We start from the raw sequence: 21,411 nt of genomic DNA on the forward strand, positions 1-21,411 counted from the left end.
AGGAGAGAAGCCATGGAGCACATCGCCCAAGTCGTCGATCCCTTCGTATTCCGGCTGTCGATTTTCGTCCTCGCCGTCTTCGTCGGCTATTTCGTGGTGTGGTCGGTGACCCCGGCGCTGCATACGCCGCTGATGTCGGTGACCAATGCGATCTCCTCGGTGATCGTGGTCGGCGCGCTGCTCGCGGTCGGCGTCCCGATGATCTCGAGCGGCAGCGGTTGGGCGCGCGGCTTCGGCTTCATCGCGCTGATCTTCGCCTGTGTGAATATCTTCGGCGGTTTCCTTGTCACCCAGCGCATGCTGGCGATGTACAAGAAGAAGGCCAAGTGAGCGGCGTGCACCTCGGGGTGACGAAGACAAAGGGGACCTGAGATGAACGCCAATCTGGCTGCAATTCTTTATCTCGTGGCGGGTGTGCTGTTCATCCTGTCGCTGCGCGGTTTGTCCAGTCCGGCCTCATCCCGCCAGGGCAACCTGTTCGGCATGATCGGCATGGCGATCGCGGTCGCCACCACGCTCGCCAGTCATCCGCCGGCGGACGGTGTCGCCTGGCTTCTGGTCATTCTCGGCATCGCCATCGGCGGCGGTGTCGGCGCCGTCATTGCGCGCCGCGTGCCGATGACCTCGATGCCGGAACTGGTCGCCGCCTTCCACTCGCTGGTCGGCATGGCCGCGGTGCTGGTCGCCGCCGGCGCGTTCTACGCGCCCGAAGCCTTCGACATCGGCAAGCCCGGCGCGATTCACGCTTCCAGCCTGGTCGAGATGTCGCTCGGTGTCGCTATCGGCGCGCTGACCTTCACCGGCTCGGTGATCGCGTTCCTGAAGCTTTCCGCGCGCATGAGCGGCGCGCCGATCATCCTGCCCGGCCGCCACATCATCAACATCGCGCTCGCGCTTGCGCTGGTGTTCTTCATTTTCGGCCTGGTCCGGTCCGGCAGCGCGATCGACTTCTGGCTGATCACCATCATCGCGCTGGTGCTTGGCGTGCTCATGATCATCCCGATCGGCGGCGCCGACATGCCGGTCGTGATCTCGATGCTGAACTCCTATTCGGGTTGGGCCGCGGCCGGCATCGGCTTCACGCTCGGCAACTCCGCGCTGATCATCACCGGTGCGCTGGTCGGCTCCTCGGGCGCGATCCTGTCCTACATCATGTGCCACGCGATGAACCGTTCCTTCATCTCGGTCATCCTCGGCGGCTTTGGCGGCGAGACGGCGGCCACGGGTGGCGGCGGCGGCGAGCAGAAGCCTGCAAAGCTCGGCTCGGCCGACGACGCGGCCTTCATCATGAAGAACGCGCAGAAGGTGATCATCGTGCCGGGCTATGGCATGGCGGTGGCGCAGGCCCAGCATGCGCTGCGCGAAATGGGCGACCTCCTGAAGAAGGAAGGCGTCGAGGTGAAGTACGCGATTCACCCGGTCGCCGGCCGCATGCCCGGCCACATGAACGTGCTGCTGGCGGAAGCCAACGTGCCCTATGACGAGGTGTTCGAGCTCGAGGACATCAACTCCGAATTCGCGCAGGCCGACATTGCCTTCGTGATCGGCGCCAACGACGTCACCAACCCGGCTGCGGAAGAAGACAAGACTTCGCCGATCTACGGCATGCCGGTGCTGCAGGTCTGGAAGGCCGGCACCGTGATGTTCATCAAGCGCTCGCTGGCGTCGGGCTATGCCGGCATCGACAATCCGCTGTTCTACCGCGATAACACCATGATGCTGCTCGGCGACGCCAAGAAGGTCACCGAGAACATCGTCAAGGGGATGTGACCGTACGCAGGAAATCATGACCGCCCTGAAATGGCTGCTGATCGTCGTTTCGGCGGGTTATGTCTGTGGTTTGCTCGCACTGTTCTTCGCGCAACGCGCGGTTCTGTTTCCGGCCCCGACGAGTGCGCGCACCGCGCCACAAGCGGCAGGCTTTCCGGAAGCGGAAGAGCATGTCCTCACCACGGCGGACGGTGAGAAGGTCATCCTCTGGCATGTTCCGGCCGGGCCGGGCCGTCCGGTCGTGCTTTATTTCCACGGCAATGGCGATTATCTCGCCGGCTTCTTCGGCCGCTTTCGCGACCTGATCGCTGACGGGACGGGAATCGTCGCGTTGTCCTATCGCGGCTATGCCGGATCGAGCGGGCAACCAAGCGAGCAGGGATTGCTGCAGGATGCCGCGGCCGCCTATGCCTTCACGGCAGCGCGATACAGCGCGGACAAGATCGTGGCATGGGGATTCTCCCTCGGCACCGGCGTCGCAGTTGCGCTGGCGGCCGAACAGCCGGTCGGAAAGCTGATCCTCGAAGCGCCCTACACCTCCATTGTGGACGTGGCCGCGTCGGCATTCTGGTTCGCGCCGGTGCGATTATTCATGCAGGATCAGTTCCGCTCCGACGCGCGCATCGCGCGGGTCAAGGTGCCGCTGCTCGTGATGCATGGCGCGCTCGACGCCACGATACCCGTTGCCTTTGGTGAACGGCTGTTTGCGCTGGCGAACGAGCCAAAACGGTTTGTCCGCCTTGCACGGGGCGGACATAACGATCTGGATAATTTCGGCGCGATTGAAATCGCGCGAAATTTCATCAACCTTGCGAAGGGGGCACATCTTCCATCCAGGAACCGGTTGGGAACTTGATCGCATGAGCGCACACGGACCAATGCCGAGATCGGCCTGGATATTCCCGGCGCTGGCGATGCTGCTGTTTGCCGTGGCGACCGGCCTCGGGCTCAACTTTACGCCGTCAATTGGTGGTCTTTTGTTCGCGGTGGTGCTGCTGGCGATCCTGTTCGGCACCGTGTTCGCAGCCGTGCATCACGCCGAGGTGATCGCCGAGCGAATCGGCGAACCCTACGGCACGCTGCTGTTGACGCTTGCGGTCACCATCATCGAGGTCGCGCTGATCGCCACCATCATGCTTGGCGAAAAACCGCAGCCCGCGTTGGCGCGCGATACCGTTTTTGCGGTGGTGATGATCGTGTGCAACGGCCTCGTCGGCATCTGCATCTTCATCGGCGGCCTGCGCTACCGCGAGCAGGATTTCCAGGTCTCCGGCGCCAACCTTTATCTCAGCGTGCTGTTCGTGCTGGCGACCATCACGCTGATCATGCCGAACTATACGCTGACGGCGCCGGGGCCGATCTATTCGGCGGTCCAGCTCGGCTTCGTCAGCATCGTCACGCTCGTTCTCTATGCCGTGTTTCTCTATACCCAGACCATCCGGCATCGTGATTATTTCATCAACCAGGCCGAAGGCGAGGCGGCCGATTCCCGACTGTCAAACCGGATGCTGGCGCTCAGCATCGCGCTATTGCTTGTGTCCCTGTTGGCGGTGGTGCTGCTGGCCAAGAAATTTTCGGCGACCGTCGATACCGTCACCGCGATGATCGGCGCGCCGCCGGCCTTCGCGGGCGTGATCGTGGCGCTGCTGATCCTGCTGCCGGAGAGCGTTGCGGCTGTCGGCGCTGCGCGCAAGAACGACCTGCAGAAAAGCATCAATCTAGCGCTCGGATCTTCGCTTGCCACGATCGGGCTGACGGTGCCGGCGGTCGCGGTGGTCGCCTATACGCTCGACAAGCAGCTGGTGCTCGGGCTCAATGCGCCGGAGATGGTGCTCCTGGTGCTCACCTTCGTCATCAGCATGCTCACCTTCGGCACCGGCCGTACCAACATCCTGTTCGGGCTCGTGCATATGCTGGTATTCGCCGTGTTCCTGTTCATGGTATTCGTGCCGTAAATTCCCCTGGAGTGAACCCGATATGCTTGCCGCCAAATCCGACGTTCAGGTCGATACCCCCGAAGTCCGCGTCACCGAGTGGCGGCTGGCGCCGGGCAGCGCCACCGGCCATCACACCCACGGGATGGACTACGTGATCGTGCCGGTGACCTCGGGCGAGATGACCATCGTCGCGCCGAACGGCGAACGCACCAAGGCGCAGCTCGGGGCCGGCAAATCCTACTTCCGGAAAGCGGGCGTCCAGCACGACGTGCTCAACGAGACGACAGCCGAGATCGTGTTTCTGGAGGTCGAACTGAAGCCTTGACCCACCCTGACTTCAGGTTCCAGGTTGCTCCGGGCCTCGCCTATCGCCCCGGACTGGTTAGGAAATTTTAACCGACCCAAGCCGGTGTCGCCGGCCTGCACGGGAACTGCTGAATTGCCACCGATCCGTCGCAGTTGATCCCTGAATGTGCCTCAAAGTTCCGGCAATTGAGGGGTCGCGGGGAGTGGCCGGAATGTTGAATTACCTGAAGAAATTTGCGGTGGACATCTTCCCCTCGGTGGCCGCAACGGTCATCGGGGCGTACATCGTCAACCACTACATCGTGAGCAAGCCCAGCGCGGACGCGCCTGCCGCTGCGGCGTCGACTGCCAATCCCAAGGAGGAAGGCAAGGCTGAAGCTAAATCCGATGCCAAGCCGGCTGAGACCACGGCCAGTGTCAGCAATCTCCCGGCCGCCGGCGTCAAGGCGAGGGGCATCTCCGAGAAGGCCATCATGGAGAAGACCGCTGCCGAACGGCCGGCGGTGGTCGAAAAGCCCCAAGAGAAGACCGAAGCCAAAGCCGAAGCGAAGGCTGACGCCAAACCTGATACCAAGTCCGCCGATGCCAAAGCTTCCGATACCAAGTCCGATGTGAAATCGGCCGAGAGCCCGGCCGACGCCGACCAGCGCCGCCAAGCAGCGGCGCCGCGCGAAAAGGAAAAGATCCGGGTCGTGCTGCCGTCGCCCATCCAGCCCGCGAATTCCCCGGCGGCTCCGGTTGTAGCGGCTGCACCGGCCGCCCCGGTCGAGCCCGCGGCTGCGCCGGAAGAACGGCGCGATGCCAACGATCTGGCGCGCGCTGCAATCGAGCGCCTGCGTGCCAACGGCGAAATCTCTCCGCGCGCGTCCGAGGCGGCCCGCGCTCACGAGGCGCCCAAGGTAGCGAATGCACCCGCGGTAGCGAATTCGCCTGCGGTGACGAATGCACCCGTGGTCGCCAATGCGCCTGCCGCCGTGAATGCGCCTGCGCTTCGTCCGCTGCCGCCGCCGATCATGATCTCGGGCTCGCCGGCCGGCGAACCCCATGGTCAGACTCCGTCGCCGGCACGGCCGCCTTATGCCGAGGCCGTCAACCCGAACCGCCCAACCCCGCCCGCCGAGATTCCGCTCTCGCGCCCGCTCGATCTGCGTGCGGAAGTGGCAGAGCCTTCCGTGCGCGAACGCGCCACGGCGGCCGCCGAGGACGCGCTGTCGACCGCCAAGTCAATCTTCCACGCGGTGCTGCCGAAATAATTCTGGAGAAGTTAGCCGCCGGTGCGAGCGAGGCCGCTTCGGGCGGCTTCGTCCCTGGGGCGGAGCGCGAGCGCACGGCCGTAGGAGGTGAACGCCTTGGCCTTGTCGCCTAGACGTTCATAGGTGACGCCGCGAGCCGACCAGGCTTGCGCGCTGTTGGGATCGGCCTGCACCGCTTCGTCGAGATCGGAAGCGGCCTCCTTTGCCTTGTCGATGGCGAGGTAGCTGGTTGCACGCGCCAGCAGCGGCTCGACCCGTTGCGGCGTCAGGCCATTGGCTGCGGTGAAATCCGCGATCGCCTGCTCATGCCGCTTGTCGGCCTGATAGATCAGGCCGCGGCCGTACAGCGCCTGCACGTTGTAGGGATCGAGTGCGAGCGCGCGGTCGAACTCCGCCAGCGCTTCGACGGTCTTGCCGGACTTGGCGAGAGTTAGGCCGCGCGTCGTGTAGCCTTGAGCGTCGCTGAGGCTTTGTCCGCTGATCGTGCCCGTCGGTTTCTGCTCGACGGCCTGTGGCATCTCCTTGTCCGATCCCCATGATCCCAGGTCGAACGAACAGCCGCCGAGAGGAGCGGTGAGAACGATCGCCAGCAGCGCGATGGGTACGGCCGACAAGCGCGAAGCGCAGGGAAGGGCATTGCAATCCGTAACGGCCATGCAGCGGAATACTCTCGCTTGTCGAATCCAGCATAGGTAACCCGATGGATCGCAAAATGCATCGGTCAAAATAGCCGCAACGGCCGGCGAAGGAGAAACGAGTGATCGAGCGCGCCGCGCGCACCCGCGCCGATGATCCCATGCTGCCGGATCTGCGATGGCGAAAACAAAAACGCGGGCCCCAAGGCCCGCGTTTTCAATTCAAATCTTTCAGAACGCGCTCAGCGCGGTCCGCGCGGACCTGCACCGGGGCCACCACGACCGCCAGCGCCACCACGGTCGCCACCGGGACCGGCGCCGAACACCGGCTTCGGCTTCATCGGCAGTAGGCCTTCGCGCTGCAGCTTCTTGCGGGCCAGCTTGCGCGCACGGCGCACGGCTTCGGCCTTTTCACGGGCCTTCTTCTCGGAGGGCTTTTCGTAATGGCCGCGGAGCTTCATCTCGCGGAAGATACCCTCGCGCTGCATCTTCTTCTTCAGCGCCTTGAGGGCTTGATCGACATTGTTATCGCGGACGAGAACCTGCACGCGGCATCCTCTTTCAATTGATCGGATAGGAATTCTGGTAAAGTTAAAGGGCCGGCGAAAGGCCTGGCCCTTAACCCTGAACGCGGGCATGTAGCAGACAAAACTGCTAATGTCCACCTGCGAAGGCGGTTTCCGGCCCAGGAAAGCGCCGAAAATCGGCGGGATTTCGGCCGATAGGGCCCGGTTTCCTCAAATAACGAGCCCTTCACGGCGCCTGCCTAGCATCGAGTCACGCAAAACATGCGGGAGGCGCGAATGAATACCAAAAAATATGCGGCTGAAGCGATCGGCACGTTTTGGCTCACTTTTGCTGGATGCGGCAGCGCGGTCATCGCCGCCGGCTTTCCGCAGGTCGGTATCGGCCTGGTCGGTGTGTCCCTGGCGTTCGGCCTGAGCGTCGTGACCATGGCCTATGCGATCGGCCATATCTCCGGCTGCCATCTCAATCCCGCGGTCACGATCGGCCTCGCGGCCGGCGGACGGTTTCCGACCGGTCAAATCCTGCCTTATGTCATCGCTCAGGTGATCGGCGCGATCATTGCCGCGGCGCTGCTTTATGTGATCGCTAGCGGCGCGCCCGGCTTCGACGTCAGCAAGGGTTTTGCGGCCAATGGCTTTGATGCGCATTCGCCAGGTAAATACGGCATGGTGGCCTGCTTCATCACCGAAGTGGTGATGACCATGATGTTCCTGTTCATCATCATGGGCGCCACCCACGGCAAGGCGCCTGCGGGCTTTGCGCCGCTGGCGATCGGATTGGCGCTGGTGATGATCCATCTCGTCAGCATTCCCGTCACCAACACGTCGGTGAATCCCGCGCGCAGCACCGGGCCGGCGTTGTTTGTCGGCGGCTGGGCGCTGGCGCAGCTTTGGCTGTTCTGGGTTGCGCCCCTGATTGGCGGTGCGCTCGGCGGCGTGATCTATCGCTGGCTCAGCGAGGAGCCGGCCGGCGTCGTGGAAGGCCTGAAGAGGGCCTGATCCGAAAAACGCGCCCGGCGAGAGCGCTATTTCTTGCTCGCCGGGGCCACTTCGGTGACATGGCCCATCTTGCGGCCCGGCCGCGGCGCGCCCTTGCCGTAAAGGTGAACCGTGGCGCCGGGCACCGTCAGCCATTGCTCGTAGTCGAGGATATCGTCGCCGATCAGGTTGGTCATGGTGACCTCGCCGTGACGAACCGGCTTGCCGAGCGGCCAGCCGGCGATTGCCCTGATGTGCTGCTCGAACTGGGAGACCGAGGCGCCGTCCAGCGTCCAGTGCCCGGAATTATGCACCCGCGGCGCAATCTCGTTGACCAGCACATGCGGTCCGCCGTTTCCGCCGACCACGAATAATTCGACTGCGAGCACGCCGACATAGTTCAGAGCGTTGGCGATCTTCTCGGCGACGGCACGCGCGTCGGCGGCCAGCGCATCCGATATCGCGGCCGGCGCCCGCGAGGTTTTCAGGATGTGATCGCGGTGCTCGTTTTCGGTGACGTCGTAACATTCGACCTCGCCGTCGGCTGAGCGCGCGGCGATCACGGAGATCTCGCGCTCGAACGGAACGAAGGCTTCAAGGATCGCGGATTTGGTGCCGAGGTCTTCCCAGACTTGAGCGGGATCGTCGCCCTCGCGGATGATCGCCTGTCCCTTGCCGTCATAGCCGAAGCGGCGGGTCTTGATCACGGCGGGAAGGCCGATGCGCGCGATCGCCGCGTGCAGGGTTTCAACCGACGATACGTCGGCATAGTCGGCGGTGTCGATGCCCAGCCGTTTGACGAAGTCCTTTTCGATCAGCCGGTCCTGCGTGGTTTCGAGGATCTTCTGCGCGGGCAATACCGGACGGCGCGCGGCCAGTACCATGGCGGTGGCGGCCGGCACGTTCTCGAATTCATAGGTGATGACGTCGACATCGTTGGCGAACAACTCCAGCGCCTCGACGTCGGCATATTCGGCGCAGGTGGCGTTCAGCACCACGTCGAAGGCGGGCGAGTCCGGGTCCGGCGAAAACACCTGGCATCTGAGGCCAAGGCGCGCCGCCGCCATCGCCAGCATCCGGCCCAATTGTCCGCCGCCGAGAATTCCGATGGTGTCGCCCGGCTTCAGCTTCACCTTGCCTGAAGCGGTCACGCCGATTCCTCCGGGCGCTCCTTGACCGCGTCCGTCTGCTGCTTGCGCCAGGCCGCGAGCCGTACGGCGAGCGGTGCGTCATTCAGCGCGAGCACGCTTGCCGCGAGCAGGGCGGCGTTGATAGCGCCGGCCTTTCCGATCGCCAGCGTGCCGACGGGAACGCCGGCCGGCATCTGCACGATCGAGTAGAGCGAATCGACGCCCGACAGCGCCTTGGATTCGACGGGAACGCCGAAGACGGGGAGTTCCGTCAGCGCCGCCGCCATGCCCGGGAGATGGGCTGCCCCTCCGGCGCCGGCGATGATGACCTTGAAGCCTTGGGCCTTGGCGCCTTTGGCGAAGGCAAACAGCCGGTCCGGGGTCCGGTGGGCCGAGACGATGCGTTTTTCGCAATCGATCCCGAGCGCCGTCAGCGTTTCGGCGGCGTGGCGCATGGTCTCCCAGTCGGACTGGCTGCCCATGATGATGGCGATCGGTGCGGTCATCTCGTCAATTCTGTTCGGGAATCCAGAAACATAGGCCGATTATAGGGTCGACCCGGGGCTCATCCAAGGCGTGGCAAGGGATCAGGAATGGACTATCCTGTCTTGGTGAATCCCGGCAAGCCTTCATAAGCAAGCCTGCACAGGGAAGGCCATGAAGAAAAAAACCAGGGCTACCGCCTCCAGGGCCGCAAAACGCCCCAAAAGCGGGGCTTCCGGGCGAAAAGCCGCGCCGCGTCGGTCATCCGCCCCAGGATCCCGGCCGCCGGCGGTATCCAACGGCACCAAGGCGACGATTCGCCGGCTGAAGGCGCAACTGGCCCGGACGCAGGCGCAGATCGAGGAACTTCAGGCCTCCGCCGATACCGACTTCCTGCTGGGCATTCCGAACCGGCGCGGCTTCGAGCGCGAGCTCAATCGCGCGATTGCCTACATCAAACGCTATCGCGCCGGCGGTGCTCTGGTCGTGCTCGACGTCGATCGCTTAAAGCCGATCAACGACGCCTTCGGACACGCCGCAGGCGACCAGGTGCTCAAGGCCATCGTCACGACACTCCTCGCGCAAGTGCGCGCTTCCGACGTGGTCGGCCGGCTCGGCGGCGACGAGTTCGCGCTGCTGTTGTGGAATCTCAGCGAGACCGACGCCCGGGCCAAGGCGGCCGCGCTGGAGGAAGCCATCGATCGTCTCACTTTCGTGTTCGATGGCCGCACCATTACCGCGGGCGCCTCGGCGGGCGTCTCTCTTCTCGATACCCATTCCGAAGCCGGCCGCGCGCTGGAAGCGGCCGATAGCGCCATGTATGTGCGCAAGGCGCTGCGGCGGCACGAGGTGTCGTGAATAGCTGGAGATTTGTAGGGTGCGCAAAAGCGTTCTTACGCCGTGCCCACCGTCTCTATAACGAGCATTATGGTGGGCACGCTGCGCTTTGCCCACCCTACCAATCCGACGATTCTCAAAGCCCGCTGAGATCATCCGGCACATCGCCGAACTTGCGTAGCAATTTCGCGTCACCGAATTCGCCGATCATGGGATCGCCGCTGCGGCTGAAGGCGACGGCCCCGATGCTGCCGGCCATTCGCGACATCATCTCGGCGCGCCGTAACGCGGTCGTCGGGCTCTGGCATTCTTCCGCGGCGCCCGCCATCGGCAAACCGCTATCGTCCTGCAGGAATGGCATTGCGACGTAATAAGTGACATCGGCCATTGTATCGCTCCGGGTTTGATTGATCAGGCAGCGTCGCTCTCCGCATGGGAGGTTCTCGCCGGCACGCAGCCGGCGGCAATTGCCGCCTGCAATTCCTCCAGTTCGGTTTCCAGATACTCGTTCGCCATGATCAGCGCCTTGATGGTCGAGCGCAGATTGCCGTCGCACATCGCGATGGCCTGATCGCAGGCCTGCTCGTAGCGGCTGTTGTCGGACAGGGACGATGTGACGGACATGGCGGGACTCCCTTGCTGGCAGCAGGCCGGTATGTTCTCTCTTTGTTCTTTTGAAGTCAAGCCGTGCTGACGGCCGGAGCCCGCTTTTCCCATCTCGTGCGGTGACGCCGTACCATCAGTTAGACGGCATCCTGAACGTAAACCGCGTCTCCTCCGCCGATGAAGTGGCCTCCAGCGTGCCACCATGGGCGCGCGCGATTTCGGAGGCGATGTAGAGCCCGAGCCCGAGACCCTGCCGGGCGTCGTCGGAGACCCGGTAGAACGGCTGGAACAGCCGCTTGATCGCCGCCGGCGCAATCGGCCGGCCGGCATTCGCAACCGACAGTTCGAACTGGCCCTTGCGAGTGCTGGCGTAAACGCGAACCGGGCTATCGGCCGTTCCGTGGATCAAGGCGTTGCCGAGCAGGTTGGAAAGCAGCTGCGCGATGCGGCCGCTGTCGCAATCCACCGGTTGCGTCAGATCGAAATTGGACGAGATCCGGTTCGCCGGAAAGCTCGCGCGCAGTTCCGCAATCACATGATCCAGAACCGGCTCGAGCGGCTGCACCGCGCGGTTCAAGGCGATGCCGCCGCCGAGCCGGCCGCGGGCGAAATCCAGCAGATTGTCGATCAGCGCCGACATCCGCGCCACACTCTGCTGCATCAGCGCGAGGATCGGTGCGGCATCCCTGCCGCCGCGCACCAGCAAATTGGCTCCCGCTGAGATTGAGGTCAGAGGGTTGCGCAGATCGTGGCCGAGCACGGCGATGAACTGTTCGCGCAATTCCGAAGTCTCGCGTTCCCCAAGCAGCCGCGCTTCGCTGACGGCAACGCGTCTGGCGGCGTCCAGATGCGTCGCGATCAGCTCGGCAAACAGCTTGAACATGCCGATGGTGTGCGGCGTGTTCAGCCGCGCCGGCCTCGGATCGATCGCGCACAACGTGCCGAAGAACGAGCCGTCGGCGAGCAGGATCGGCATCGAGATGTAGCTCTGGAAGCCGTATTGCGCCGGCGTGTGGTGACCGCAAAAGGCTAGGTTGTCGGCGACGCTGTCGATGATCACGGCCTCACCGCTCTGCCGGATCTCGTGACAAATCGTGGTCTCGACCTCGAGCTCGCTGCCGGGCGTCAGGCCGAACGCGATCTCATCGCGCACTGCGCAACAAATCCATCGCTGTTCGGTGACGCGGGCCACAGCCGCAAAACCCATGCCGGTGGAGCGGCAGACCACTTCCAGAATTCGCGGAACCGCTGCGATACCCTGCACGGCAGCAATGTCCGCGCCGAAGTCAGTAGACATCATACGCCTTTGAACGTGTCCGGCAAAAAACGCTAGCCGATGCCCTGGCGTGTGTCGAGTTAAGCGGCCGCCGGAACCAGGAGATGCCGGGACCGATGGAGAGGTCGAAGCTCGCTGGCGCGGTAAGGGGCACTGGCCGCCCATCAAGATCGTCGCGACCTTGGGCCTTGTGGATGTCGGGGAAAAAGGGTCTGCCGGGGTTTGGTCGAAGCCCGGCTTTGCAAGGGACATCGACGGTCCGCCGGGGCGAGTTGACGGACTTTTCTCCGTCATTCCGGAATGCCAATCCGGCATGACGCTCAGGCGATGATATCAGGCGTGATCTGATCTTCGATGAAAGCGATGCGGTCGCGCAATTGCAGCTTGCGTTTCTTCAGCCGCTGCAGCCGCAGCAGGTCCGGCGCCGGCGACTGATGCAGCGCGTCGATCGCCACATCGAGATCGCGATGCTCTTGCTGCAGGCGGGCGAGCTCGTTCTCAAGCTCGCGCTCATCATCGTCGGTCATGGTGTACGTTAACTGAAAGCGCGATGCGGTTGTGAATGGATTTTTCCTGGCGGTGAATATCGTCCCTGTCAGGCCGGTCCGCAAGCCGATTGGGTTCCCTAGTCACGATTGGTTACAGATAAACCCGAAAATATTGAGAGGCCGGATTCTGGATAGCCATCGACAGATTCGGCGGCTGGTGTACACTCTCGCGTCCGGATCGAATCTGAGGTTCAACCACCGAGGAGATTTCGTATGGCACTACAGGCGCATCTTGTTGAACTTGAACGTAAACACAAGATCCTCGAGAATGAATTGCACGAAGCGCTCGTGCACCTTTCCACAGACGACCTGCAAATTGTCGAGTTGAAGCGCCGCAAGTTGATGGTCAAGGACCAGATCGAGCGGTTGAAACAAACCGCCGACGAAACCCTCCACTAATCAGTCCCAGCAGAGTATCGAAAAGCCGCACAACCGGATGGGCGCCGATGCGCCCGTCCGCTTTATGGTTGTGTTGCGCTCTCGCTACAGCTCCGCCAGCGCGCCGACGTGATCGGCGATCGCGAGCGATGACGTTAGCCCGGGCGATTCGATACCGAACAGATTGATCAGTCCGGCCACGCCGTGATCGGCTGGGCCCTGGATCAGAAAATCCTGGGTGGCGACAGCCGGCGGGACGATTTTCGGCCGCATTCCGGAATAGCTCGGCAGCAGCGCACCATCCGGCAGCGTCGGCCAATAGCGCCGGATCGCGGGATAGAATCGTTCGGCTCGGGCAGGGTCCACCGCATAGTCGATGCTCTCGACCCATTCGACGTCGGGGCCGAAACGCGCCTGTCCCGCCATGTCGAGTGTCAGGTGTACGCCCAACCCGCCGGGCTCCGGCACGGGATAGATCAGGTGTGAAAACGGGGCCCGCGCGCTGCAGCTGAAATAATTGCCCTTGGCCAGATAGGCGCAGGGGATCATTTCGATCGGCATCCCGTCGATGCTGCGTGCTACCGCGGGCGCGCCGAGTCCGGCCGAATTAACCAGCAGATTGCATGCAAGGGTCATTGGCGTGTCGCCGCCGGCTTCGATTTCGATGTACCCGGTTTGGGCCCGGGCGTGCAGGAGTGGCGTATGAAACGCGAAGGCCGCGCCCCTTTCCTCCGCGTCACCCCGCAGCGCCAGCATGTAGGCGTGGCTGTCGATAATGCCGGTGGACGGCGAGAGCAGGGCCGCATCGCAGTTGAGCGCCGGCTCCAGCGCCCGCGCCGCCTCGCCCGTCAGCAACTGCAGATCATCGACGCCATTGGCTTCGGCATGCGCGCGGATCGACTGTAGCTTTTCGGTTTCGCTCGGCGTCGTCGCCACGATCAGCTTGCCGCAGTTGCGATGGGGGATGCCGTGGTCGCGGCAATACTGGTAGAGCGCGTGCTTGCCGCTCACGCACATCTGCGCCATCAGGCTGCCGGCGCGGTAGTAGATGCCGGCGTGAATCACCTCGCTGTTGCGAGAGGAGGTGATGGTGCCGATGCCCTCAGCGGCCTCGAGCACGATCACTTCGCGGCCGGCCTGGGCCAGCCGTCGTGCGATCGAAAGCCCGATCACCCCCGCTCCGATGACGACGCAATCGACCTTGTCCATGTCAGCTTCGGACCTGGGAATCTGGCGTGGAAATCGGCGCTTGCCACGCTTGGCAATCATCGTTTCGTCCGCTGAAGCAGTCAAACAACCCGTTGGTTTGCCTCGAAATACGCCGCGAACGCAGTCCCGTTAGTGAAGCATTAATCATGTCAGGCCAATTGCCGTAATTTGGGTCACATTTTAGAATTGTGCGGGTAGTCATTTACCCGATCCAAACCCGTCAAGCCAGACACTCCGCCCGCAAACCTTGGGTGGGTAATGGCTGACAGGAACCGGCAGGCAGGACGGAAGAATTCGATTCCGGCGCAGGCCCTTGTCTGTCTGCTCGCCATTGCTCTGCTCGTCATGGCTGCGCCGTGCGGACTTGCGTGGGCTGCCGCGCCTTCCGCGGGCTTTGCGCCGGCGAGCTATATCGGCGAACTCGATCCCAATCTGGTGTGGGAGCTCCTGCTCGGCGGGATCGCCGTCGTTTCCTTCCTGGTTGCGATCGGGATCTGGATACTGACGGCGTTACGCGGGGCCAAGCGCGCCCAATTGCAGCGCAGCGCATTCATCAGCTCGGCCCTCAACACGCTCAACCAGGGCGTGATGATGACCAACGCGCAAAACCGCGTGGTCTTCTGCAACGAGCGCTTTCTCGAAATGTACGGGCTCAGCCGCGCCGAGATTTCGAGCGCCATGACCGGACGCGAACTGCTCGAACTGCGACGCGCGCGGGGACTGCTCAATCTCACTGTCGAGGAGTTCGCCAAGCTTGCCCGCCGCCCTGAAGGCGTCGTCACCGAACTGCCGGGCGGACGATCGGTGCTTTCGAAGATCTTCCGCCTGCCCAATGGCGGGACGATCGGCACGCATGAGGATTGCACCGAGCAGCGCCAATTGTCGCGCAAGCTGGCATCGACCACCAAATTTCTGGAATCGGTGCTCGACAACGTTCCGGTCTGCGTCGCCGCCAAGAACATCGAGGACGGCCGCTATATCTTCGTCAACCGCGCGTTCGAGCGTTTCTCGCGCTTCTCCCGCGATCACATCATCGGCAAGCGCGCCGACGAAATCTGCCGGCTGGAAACCGCCAAAAGCATCGAGGCTGCGGATCACGCCGCGCTGACGGCGCCCGAAGGCTATCATCGCAGCGAATACACCGTCGAACGGGGCGATGACCGGCGCGTTCTCTCCGCCAACCGCGTGGTCGCCCGCAACGAGAACAACAAGCCGGAATTCCTGATCACGCTGTTCGATGACGTCACAGATAGACGGTCGCTGTCGCGCGAGCTCGAAAATACCAAGAAGTTCCTCGAACTCGTGGTTGACAACATCCCGGTGTCGCTGATCGTCGAGCGCGTCAGCGACGGGCGGTACCTGCTCGCCAACCGCAGCGCCGAGACCATCCTCAATCGCCGCCGCGAGGACGCCACCGGCTTGACTGCTTCCGACATCTTCAACCCGCGCGAAGCCAAGCTGATCATCGCGCGCGACGAGGCCGCGATCAAGAAGCGCGGCCTGCTCACCGAAGAGCACCCGATCTCCACCAAGGACGGGCTGCGGCTGTTCCTGACCCGCCGCATGACCGTTCTCGACGAGACCGGCGAGCCGCAATATCTGATCAAGACCCACGAGGACGTCACCGACCGCCGCCAGACCGAGTCGCGGATGGCGCACATGGCCTATCATGACGGCCTGACGGACCTGCCGAACCGCTCCGCCTTCCTGCAGGCGCTGGCCCAGATGATCGAGGCCTGCGCCGGCACCGACGAGGAATTCGCGGTGCTGTGCGTCGACCTCGACGGCTTGAAGGAAATCAACGACGTGTTCGGCCATGCGATGGGCGACAAGCTCCTGATCGAGGTCGCTGGCCGCATCCAGGCTTCCGCCCGAGGCGGTGTGGTGGCCCGGCTCTCCGGCGACGAGTTCGGCCTGATCATCGACGGCAAGCAGCCTGATGCCGGCAAGGCGCTGGCCGAACTGCTGGCGCAAGCCCTGTCGGACGAATTCCTGATCGACGGCAAATCGGTGCGCACCGGGGTCACCACCGGCATCTCGGTGTTTCCGCATCACGGCTCGGACGCGGCTTCGCTGCTCGCCAATTCCGGCGCGGCGCTGTTCCGCGCCAAGCAGAAGTCGCGCGGCTCGATCAGCATTTTCGCGCCCGAGATGGACCAGCAGATCCGCGACCGCCGCGTGCTGCACCAGGACCTCTCGATGGCGATCAGGAACGGCGAATTGTCGTTGCACTATCAGCCGCAGGCCGCATCGGGCGCAACGGTCGCCGCCAGCAAGGTCATCGGCTTCGAGGCGCTGGCACGCTGGATGCACCCGGTGCGCGGCTTCGTGTCGCCGGGCGAGTTCATCCCCCTGGCGGAGGAAAGCGGCCTGATCGTCGAAATGGGCGTCTGGATCCTGCGCGAAGCCTGCCGCGAGGCCGCCTCCTGGCCGCTGCCGATGCAGATCGCCGTCAACCTGTCGCCGGCGCAGTTCATGCACGGTGACGTCGTCAGCCTGGTGCATTCGATCCTGCTCGAAACCGGATTGGCGCCCGACCGGCTCGAGCTTGAAATCACCGAAGGTGTGCTGATCGAGGATTTCGACCGCGGACTTGCGCTGTTGCGGCGGCTGAAGGCGCTTGGCGTCCGCATCTCGATGGACGATTTCGGTTCCGGCTATTCCTCGCTGAGCTATCTGCAGGCGTTCCCGTTCGACAAGATCAAGATCGACCGCGCCTTCGTCATGAATCTCGGGCGCAATCCGCAGTCGGCGGCGATCGTTCGCGCCGTCATCGATCTCGGCCACGGCCTCGAAATGTCGATCGTTGCTGAAGGCGTGGAGACCCAGGAGCAGCTCAGCTTCCTCGCGGACGAGGGCTGCGACGCGGTGCAGGGCTATTTCCTCGGCAAGCCGCAGCCGATCGGGCAGTACGCCGTACTCGTCGGCCGCAGCGCCGCAAACGGCGTCGAAACCGCGCGCAAGCTCGCCAGCGCCTGATTTCGCCAACCGTGTCACCCTGCGCCGGGTACTGTGATCCGACGATGTCATCGGCTGCGTGACCTCTCGGGCATTTCGGATTTGAGCCGACGAGGGCATCGCTTGCCTTCCTTTGCAGGCCCGGATATTTTGGCGACATAGCTGGTTCGAAAAAGGAGGGCTGCGCGGTGACGACATTTTTCCGGCACTATCGCCAGTGTGGCCCCGTCAACGCCCTGCAAATGCGTTTGCAGGGCTGACCAGAGACTTCTCCGTAAATCTCTTCCTGGTCTGCCCCCGTGGCAATGCGGCGTCGAACGTCTGATCGTTCGCGCCCGCATTTGTGTAGCTCGCCGCGCTCCCGCACGAACATCCGATGATGGCTGCATGCCCCGGACGTCGTGTTGGCCGGCAAGACCAGGGAACGACCATGACCCTTATCAATATTCGTAATCTTGGCGTGACGCTGAACGCTCCGCTGTTTTCCCGACTGGAACTTTCTGTCAATGCTGGTGACCGCATCGGGCTCGTTGCCGCCAATGGGCGCGGCAAGTCCACGTTACTGCGCTGCATCGCAGGCATGGCGGAGCCCACCGATGGCGAGATCACCAGATCGCGCGGGCTGACCATCGGCTATGTCGAGCAGGATGTACCGTCCGCGCTCGCGGATACGCCGTTCTATGCGGCGGTGCTCGACATGCTTCCCGTTGAACGACGGGCAAGTGAAGGCTGGAGGGTCGACGTTGCCCTGGAATCGCTTGATGTGCCCGAGGCGCTGCGGGAAAGGCCGCTGAAGCAGCTGAGCGGCGGCTGGCAGCGGTTTGCCATGCTTGCCCGCGTTGTGGTGGCCGACGCCGATGTGTTGTTGCTCGACGAGCCGACCAACCACCTGGACCTCGCGAGGATTTGTCAGCTTGAAGCCTGGCTGAACGCGCTGCCACGGGATATGCCGGTCGTGATATCGAGCCATGACCGCGCCTTTCTCGACGCAACCACGAACCGCACGGTATTTTTGCGACCCGAGCGGTCGCCAATATTTTCGCTGCCCTATACGCAGGCCCGCGCCGCGCTCAGCGAGGCGGATGCATCGGATGAACGGCGCTATCGACGCGACCTGAAGGCGGCCGAGCAGCTTCGCCAGCACGCTGCAAAGCTCAACAATATCGGCGTCAATTCCGGTAGCGACCTTCTGTTGCAGAAGACCAGGCAACTGAAGCAGCGGGCCGAGAAGCTGGAAGATGCGGCAAAACCCGCCCACCTGGAACGATCCGCAGGGACGATCAAGCTGGCCAACCGGGGAACGCATGCCAAGGTTCTGATTGCGCTTGATGATGCTGCTGTTGCTACCCCCGACGGCAGGTTGCTGTTCAAGACCGGCAAGCAGTTCATCTGCAAGGAAGACCGGATCGTGCTGCTGGGGCCGAACGGGGCGGGCAAGACCCGGTTCGTGGCGATGCTGCGTCGGGCGATTGAAAATCCGGAAGCCGCGCAAGCCGGCATCAAGGTCTCGCAGTCGCTTGCGCTCGGCTATTGCGAACAGAATCTTGCCGATCTTTCCGATGCCGACACGCCGATGCGGGCGATTGTCAGCCGTTTCGAGGTCGGCGATCAGCGTGCGCGCGCATTGCTCGCCGGCGCAGGCCTGTCGGTTGCGATGCAAAGCCGTCCGATCGGCCGGCTTTCCGGCGGACAGAAGGCGCGTCTCGGCATGCTTCTGCTGCGGCTGGCCCAGCCAAACTTCTATCTGCTCGATGAGCCCACCAACCACCTGGATACCGAGGGGCAGGAAGCGCTGGAAGACGAATTGCTGGAGCATCAGGCAAGCTGCCTGCTGGTTTCACACGACCGCAACTTCGTGCGAACGGTAGGAAACCGGTTCTGGCTGATCGAAAAAAAGAGGCTGGTGGAACTGGAAGGACCGGAGCGCTTCTTCGCATCGATCGGCGCAACCGGCTAGAGCAGCGGCGGATGGCCGGTTCTTGCCTGGACTTGATTCATTTCCGGGAGCGGCATCCACTTTTGGCCATCATGACCTAGTGTAGTGAAGTCAGCTTCTCTACAGTACCCTTGCGTATGGCGGACTACGATCTCGCGATCATTGGCGGCGGATTGAACGGCGTCAGCATCGCGCGCGACGCCGCCGGACGCGGCCTGCGCGTCATCCTGCTGGAGCAGGGCGATCTCGGCGCGGGCGCCTCCTCGGCCTCGCCGCGGCTGATCCATGGCGATCTGGCTGGGCTGGAGCGCCGGCATTTTCTTCGCGTCCGTTCGGCGCTTGCCGAGCGCGACGTCTGGCTCAGGATTGCGCCGCATCTGGTGCGCCCGATGCGCTTTGCCATCCCCGCGCATTCGGACGAGCGCCCGGCCTGGCAGTTGCGTTCATGGCTCTTGTTGTACGACCGGCTGGCCTCGCGCAACGGTCTGCCGGCCTCGGCGACCGTCGACGTCACCCATCATCCCGTTGGCAACGCGCTGAAGCGGCCGTTCGGCACCGCCTTTGAGTATTCCGACTGCGTCGTGGACGATTCCCGGCTGGTGGTTCTCACCGCCGTCGACGCCGCGGCGCGTGGCGCGGTGATTCGCACCGGCGCGCGCTGCACCCGGGCCGAACGCGGCAAGGAGTGGCGGCTGGTGACGAAAGATCGCGGCTTTCGCCAGATCGTCACGGCCAGGGCGGTCGCCAACGCCGCCGGCGCCTGGACGCCGTCCGTCGCCGAGACGGTGTTGCGTGTGCCGGCGCCGAAGGTAGCCGCCGTGCAGATGGACCAGATCGTCGTCCGCCGCCTGTTCGACAGCGACAACATCTATGTGTTCCAGAACAGCGATGGGCGCCTGATCTTCGCCAGCCCCTATGAGCGGGACTTTACCCTGATCGGCACCGTCAGCCATGCCTTCAAGAGCGATCCCGCCATCGTTGCGATGGCGGCGGGCGACGTCGCCTATCTCTGCGATGCGGCGAACCGTTATTTCCGCGAGCGCATCGAGACGGTCGATGTGGTGCGCACGCTTTCCGGCGCCAACATGGTGCCGGGTCCTACGGGTAGGCGGCATCAGCGCGACGGCGCGATGGCGCTCGACTATGGACGCGGCAAGGCGCCGCTGCTCACGGTTTTCGGCGGCGATGTCACCACCTCGCGGCTGCGCGCCGAAAGGGCGGTATCGAAGCTGGCGCCGTTCTATCCGATGTCGGCGCGCTGGACCGCGAAGGCGGCGCTGCCCGGCGGCGATTTTGCCTGGGACCGCTTCGATAACGAGGTCGATGAGGTACGCGAACGCTGGCGGTTTCTCGGTGAGGAGCAAGCGAGGCGTCTGGTCGCGGCCTACGGGTCGAACGTCAAGGCGGTCCTTGGTGACGCCAGGGAGCGCGGCGACCTCGGCCCGGCCTTTGGGCCGGAATTGACGGGCGCCGAAGTACGTTATCTCATGCAAAAGGAATGGGCGCGTTTCCCGGACGACGTCCTGTGGCGGCGGACCAAGCTCGGGCTGACTATGCTGCCTGCGGATCGCGACGCGCTGGCGGCCTTCATGGCGGCAGCGACGCCGGAGCTGAGATGCGCCGCTCGATAAACCCAACGCTGGTTTTTGCGGTGAATGGCTTCCTTGGCGGGATGGCCTATCGCTATTTCTTTGACCTTCCGATCGAAGCCTCGGTGTCGAACTATCTCCGCAGCGGCTTTCACGGGATGGGCATGACGCTGGCCGGCTGGGGCGTTCATCTCTACTTTACATCGCGACGAAGTGAGTGGATCAACAAATGGCCGCTGCTGATCGATCTTGCGGTGCGATCAGCGACCATGGCCGTCGTCGTTGCGTCAGTCATTCTGAGCCTGGAGGCGCTGCTTTATTGGCATCGGATCGAGGCGAAATGGCTCTTTGGCGCTTTCCCCTGGCTCGTTGCGATCGGGTTTTTCGCGTCGCTGTTCGTCGGGTTGGCCTACGAATTGATACGGCTGGTCGGCAGTCGCGTGTTGTTCAATATAGCGCTCGGGCGCTACCGGAGCCCGGTGCGGGAAGCGCGTGTGTTGATGTTCCTCGACCTTGCAGGCTCGACCTCGCTCGCCGAGGCGATGGGCGAATTACGCGTGCAAAGCCTGCTCACCCGGTTCTTCTTCGACATCGACGGCGCAATCGTCGCGCACGGGGGCGAGGTTCACGCCTATGTCGGCGATGAGGTCATCGTAACGTGGCCGCTCGACGAGCGGATGTTGGGAGGACGCTGCATCGACTGCTTCTTCGCGATTGCCGACAGCATCGCGGAACGAGCGGGCTCGTACCGCCAGGAGTTCGGCATGGTGCCGAGTTTCCGGGCTGGCCTGCACGCCGGTCACGTGGTGATCAGCGAGTGCGGCAGCTCGCGCCGCCAGCTTGCCTATTTCGGCGATACCGTGAACGTGACGGCACGGCTGCAGGAGCACTGCAAGGAGGTTGGCCGGAATTTGCTCGTGTCGGCGGACCTGTTGCGCCATATGAAGCTGAAGCCGGCTTTCGCCGTCGAAGCACTGGGGGAGGTTCGCTTGCGGGGTCGCGCGGCGGCAATCGAGGTGCTTGCCGTCGAGCGTCGTAGCTGATCTCACGGACGA

22 protein-coding genes are annotated in these 21,411 nt (G+C 63.6%); 13 read left to right on the forward strand and 9 right to left on the reverse strand.

All coding sequences use genetic code 11. The annotated features are described in order from the left end of the window. Positions 1–12 precede the first annotated feature (12 nt). From KIP88_RS24585 to KIP88_RS24610, 6 genes are all read left to right on the forward strand, one after another. On the forward strand, positions 13–330 hold the full coding sequence (locus KIP88_RS24585; protein ID WP_108514133.1) for a proton-translocating transhydrogenase family protein: 318 nt from the start codon (positions 13–15) through the stop codon (positions 328–330). Positions 331–372: 42 nt separating this feature from the next. Continuing rightward, the gene (locus KIP88_RS24590) at positions 373–1,770 is read left to right on the forward strand and encodes an NAD(P)(+) transhydrogenase (Re/Si-specific) subunit beta (RefSeq protein ID WP_214490619.1); all 1,398 of its coding nucleotides are present in this window, start codon (positions 373–375) and stop codon (positions 1,768–1,770) included. Between the two features lie 16 nt (positions 1,771–1,786). After that, positions 1,787–2,626, forward strand: coding sequence for an alpha/beta hydrolase (locus KIP88_RS24595; protein WP_214490620.1), 840 nt, complete (start codon positions 1,787–1,789; stop codon positions 2,624–2,626). Positions 2,627–2,630: 4 nt separating this feature from the next. Further along, positions 2,631–3,725 carry a calcium:proton antiporter gene (locus KIP88_RS24600; protein ID WP_214490621.1) on the forward strand — a complete coding sequence of 365 codons (1,095 nt, stop codon included), beginning with the start codon at positions 2,631–2,633 and terminating at the stop codon, positions 3,723–3,725. Between the two features lie 22 nt (positions 3,726–3,747). Next, positions 3,748–4,032, forward strand: coding sequence for a cupin domain-containing protein (locus KIP88_RS24605; RefSeq protein WP_214490622.1), 285 nt, complete (start codon positions 3,748–3,750; stop codon positions 4,030–4,032). A 193-nt stretch (positions 4,033–4,225) separates the two neighbouring features. Then, a complete protein-coding gene (locus tag KIP88_RS24610; protein ID WP_214490623.1) occupies positions 4,226–5,266 on the forward strand; it encodes a hypothetical protein in 1,041 nt (346 codons plus the stop codon). Between the two features lie 11 nt (positions 5,267–5,277). Here KIP88_RS24610 and KIP88_RS24615 read toward each other — a convergent pair whose 3' ends face one another. Together KIP88_RS24615 and rpsU are read right to left on the reverse strand one after the other, a co-directional pair. Continuing rightward, positions 5,278–5,880 carry a tetratricopeptide repeat protein gene (locus KIP88_RS24615; protein ID WP_249790992.1) on the reverse strand — a complete coding sequence of 201 codons (603 nt, stop codon included), beginning with the start codon at positions 5,878–5,880 and terminating at the stop codon, positions 5,278–5,280. A 263-nt stretch (positions 5,881–6,143) separates the two neighbouring features. Further along, positions 6,144–6,449 (reverse strand): 30S ribosomal protein S21, encoded by a 306-nt coding sequence (rpsU, locus tag KIP88_RS24620; protein WP_057838472.1) that lies wholly within the window; start codon positions 6,447–6,449, stop codon positions 6,144–6,146. Positions 6,450–6,704: 255 nt separating this feature from the next. Between rpsU and aqpZ the strand changes: the two genes are divergently transcribed. Beyond that, positions 6,705–7,427 (forward strand): aquaporin Z, encoded by a 723-nt coding sequence (gene aqpZ / locus KIP88_RS24625; RefSeq protein ID WP_214490625.1) that lies wholly within the window; start codon positions 6,705–6,707, stop codon positions 7,425–7,427. Between the two features lie 26 nt (positions 7,428–7,453). Here aqpZ and KIP88_RS24630 read toward each other — a convergent pair whose 3' ends face one another. Together KIP88_RS24630 and purE are read right to left on the reverse strand one after the other, a co-directional pair. Continuing rightward, positions 7,454–8,557, reverse strand: a complete 1,104-nt coding sequence (locus tag KIP88_RS24630; RefSeq protein WP_214490626.1) for a 5-(carboxyamino)imidazole ribonucleotide synthase — start codon at positions 8,555–8,557, stop codon at positions 7,454–7,456. Next, positions 8,554–9,042, reverse strand: coding sequence for a 5-(carboxyamino)imidazole ribonucleotide mutase (gene purE, locus KIP88_RS24635; RefSeq protein ID WP_214490627.1), 489 nt, complete (start codon positions 9,040–9,042; stop codon positions 8,554–8,556). Before purE ends, KIP88_RS24630 begins: the two co-directional genes overlap by 4 nt. Positions 9,043–9,193: 151 nt before the next feature. Here purE and KIP88_RS24640 point away from each other — a divergent pair, with 151 nt between their 5' ends. Next, positions 9,194–9,877, forward strand: coding sequence for a diguanylate cyclase domain-containing protein (locus tag KIP88_RS24640; RefSeq protein ID WP_214490628.1), 684 nt, complete (start codon positions 9,194–9,196; stop codon positions 9,875–9,877). Between the two features lie 115 nt (positions 9,878–9,992). On the opposite strand, the gene KIP88_RS24645 is transcribed toward KIP88_RS24640, so the two are convergent. From KIP88_RS24645 to KIP88_RS24660, 4 genes are all read right to left on the reverse strand, one after another. Continuing rightward, complete coding sequence (locus KIP88_RS24645; RefSeq protein ID WP_214490629.1) at positions 9,993–10,244, reverse strand: hypothetical protein; 252 nt, start codon at positions 10,242–10,244, stop codon at positions 9,993–9,995. 23 nt (positions 10,245–10,267) lie between these two features. Next, positions 10,268–10,480 (reverse strand): hypothetical protein, encoded by a 213-nt coding sequence (locus KIP88_RS24650; protein WP_214490630.1) that lies wholly within the window; start codon positions 10,478–10,480, stop codon positions 10,268–10,270. Positions 10,481–10,595: 115 nt separating this feature from the next. Next, positions 10,596–11,759, reverse strand: coding sequence for a GAF domain-containing sensor histidine kinase (locus KIP88_RS24655; RefSeq protein ID WP_214490631.1), 1,164 nt, complete (start codon positions 11,757–11,759; stop codon positions 10,596–10,598). A 299-nt stretch (positions 11,760–12,058) separates the two neighbouring features. Further along, positions 12,059–12,265, reverse strand: coding sequence for a YdcH family protein (locus tag KIP88_RS24660; RefSeq protein WP_214490632.1), 207 nt, complete (start codon positions 12,263–12,265; stop codon positions 12,059–12,061). Positions 12,266–12,499: 234 nt separating this feature from the next. On the opposite strand from KIP88_RS24660, the gene KIP88_RS24665 reads away from it, so the two are divergent. Continuing rightward, positions 12,500–12,685 (forward strand): YdcH family protein, encoded by a 186-nt coding sequence (locus KIP88_RS24665; RefSeq protein WP_057858669.1) that lies wholly within the window; start codon positions 12,500–12,502, stop codon positions 12,683–12,685. Positions 12,686–12,769: 84 nt separating this feature from the next. Here the strand turns inward: KIP88_RS24665 and KIP88_RS24670 are convergent, their stop codons facing one another. Further along, on the reverse strand, positions 12,770–13,873 hold the full coding sequence (locus KIP88_RS24670; RefSeq protein WP_214490633.1) for an NAD(P)/FAD-dependent oxidoreductase: 1,104 nt from the start codon (positions 13,871–13,873) through the stop codon (positions 12,770–12,772). Between the two features lie 258 nt (positions 13,874–14,131). Between KIP88_RS24670 and KIP88_RS24675 the strand changes: the two genes are divergently transcribed. The 4 genes from KIP88_RS24675 to KIP88_RS24690 all read left to right on the forward strand — a co-directional run bounded on the left by KIP88_RS24675 (position 14,132) and on the right by KIP88_RS24690 (position 21,399). Continuing rightward, the gene (locus KIP88_RS24675) at positions 14,132–16,852 is read left to right on the forward strand and encodes an EAL domain-containing protein (RefSeq protein ID WP_214490634.1); all 2,721 of its coding nucleotides are present in this window, start codon (positions 14,132–14,134) and stop codon (positions 16,850–16,852) included. Between the two features lie 409 nt (positions 16,853–17,261). Further along, on the forward strand, positions 17,262–18,788 hold the full coding sequence (locus KIP88_RS24680) for an ABC-F family ATP-binding cassette domain-containing protein (protein WP_214490635.1): 1,527 nt from the start codon (positions 17,262–17,264) through the stop codon (positions 18,786–18,788). A gap of 116 nt (positions 18,789–18,904) precedes the next feature. Then, positions 18,905–20,398, forward strand: coding sequence for a glycerol-3-phosphate dehydrogenase (locus tag KIP88_RS24685; RefSeq protein WP_214490636.1), 1,494 nt, complete (start codon positions 18,905–18,907; stop codon positions 20,396–20,398). After that, positions 20,383–21,399 carry an adenylate/guanylate cyclase domain-containing protein gene (locus KIP88_RS24690; protein WP_214490637.1) on the forward strand — a complete coding sequence of 339 codons (1,017 nt, stop codon included), beginning with the start codon at positions 20,383–20,385 and terminating at the stop codon, positions 21,397–21,399. Before KIP88_RS24685 ends, KIP88_RS24690 begins: the two co-directional genes overlap by 16 nt. The last annotated feature ends 12 nt before the right edge of the window (positions 21,400–21,411 follow it).

Origin of the sequence: Bradyrhizobium sp. SRL28, from assembly GCF_018596315.1 — a bacterium.
GTDB lineage: Bacteria > Pseudomonadota > Alphaproteobacteria > Rhizobiales > Xanthobacteraceae > Bradyrhizobium.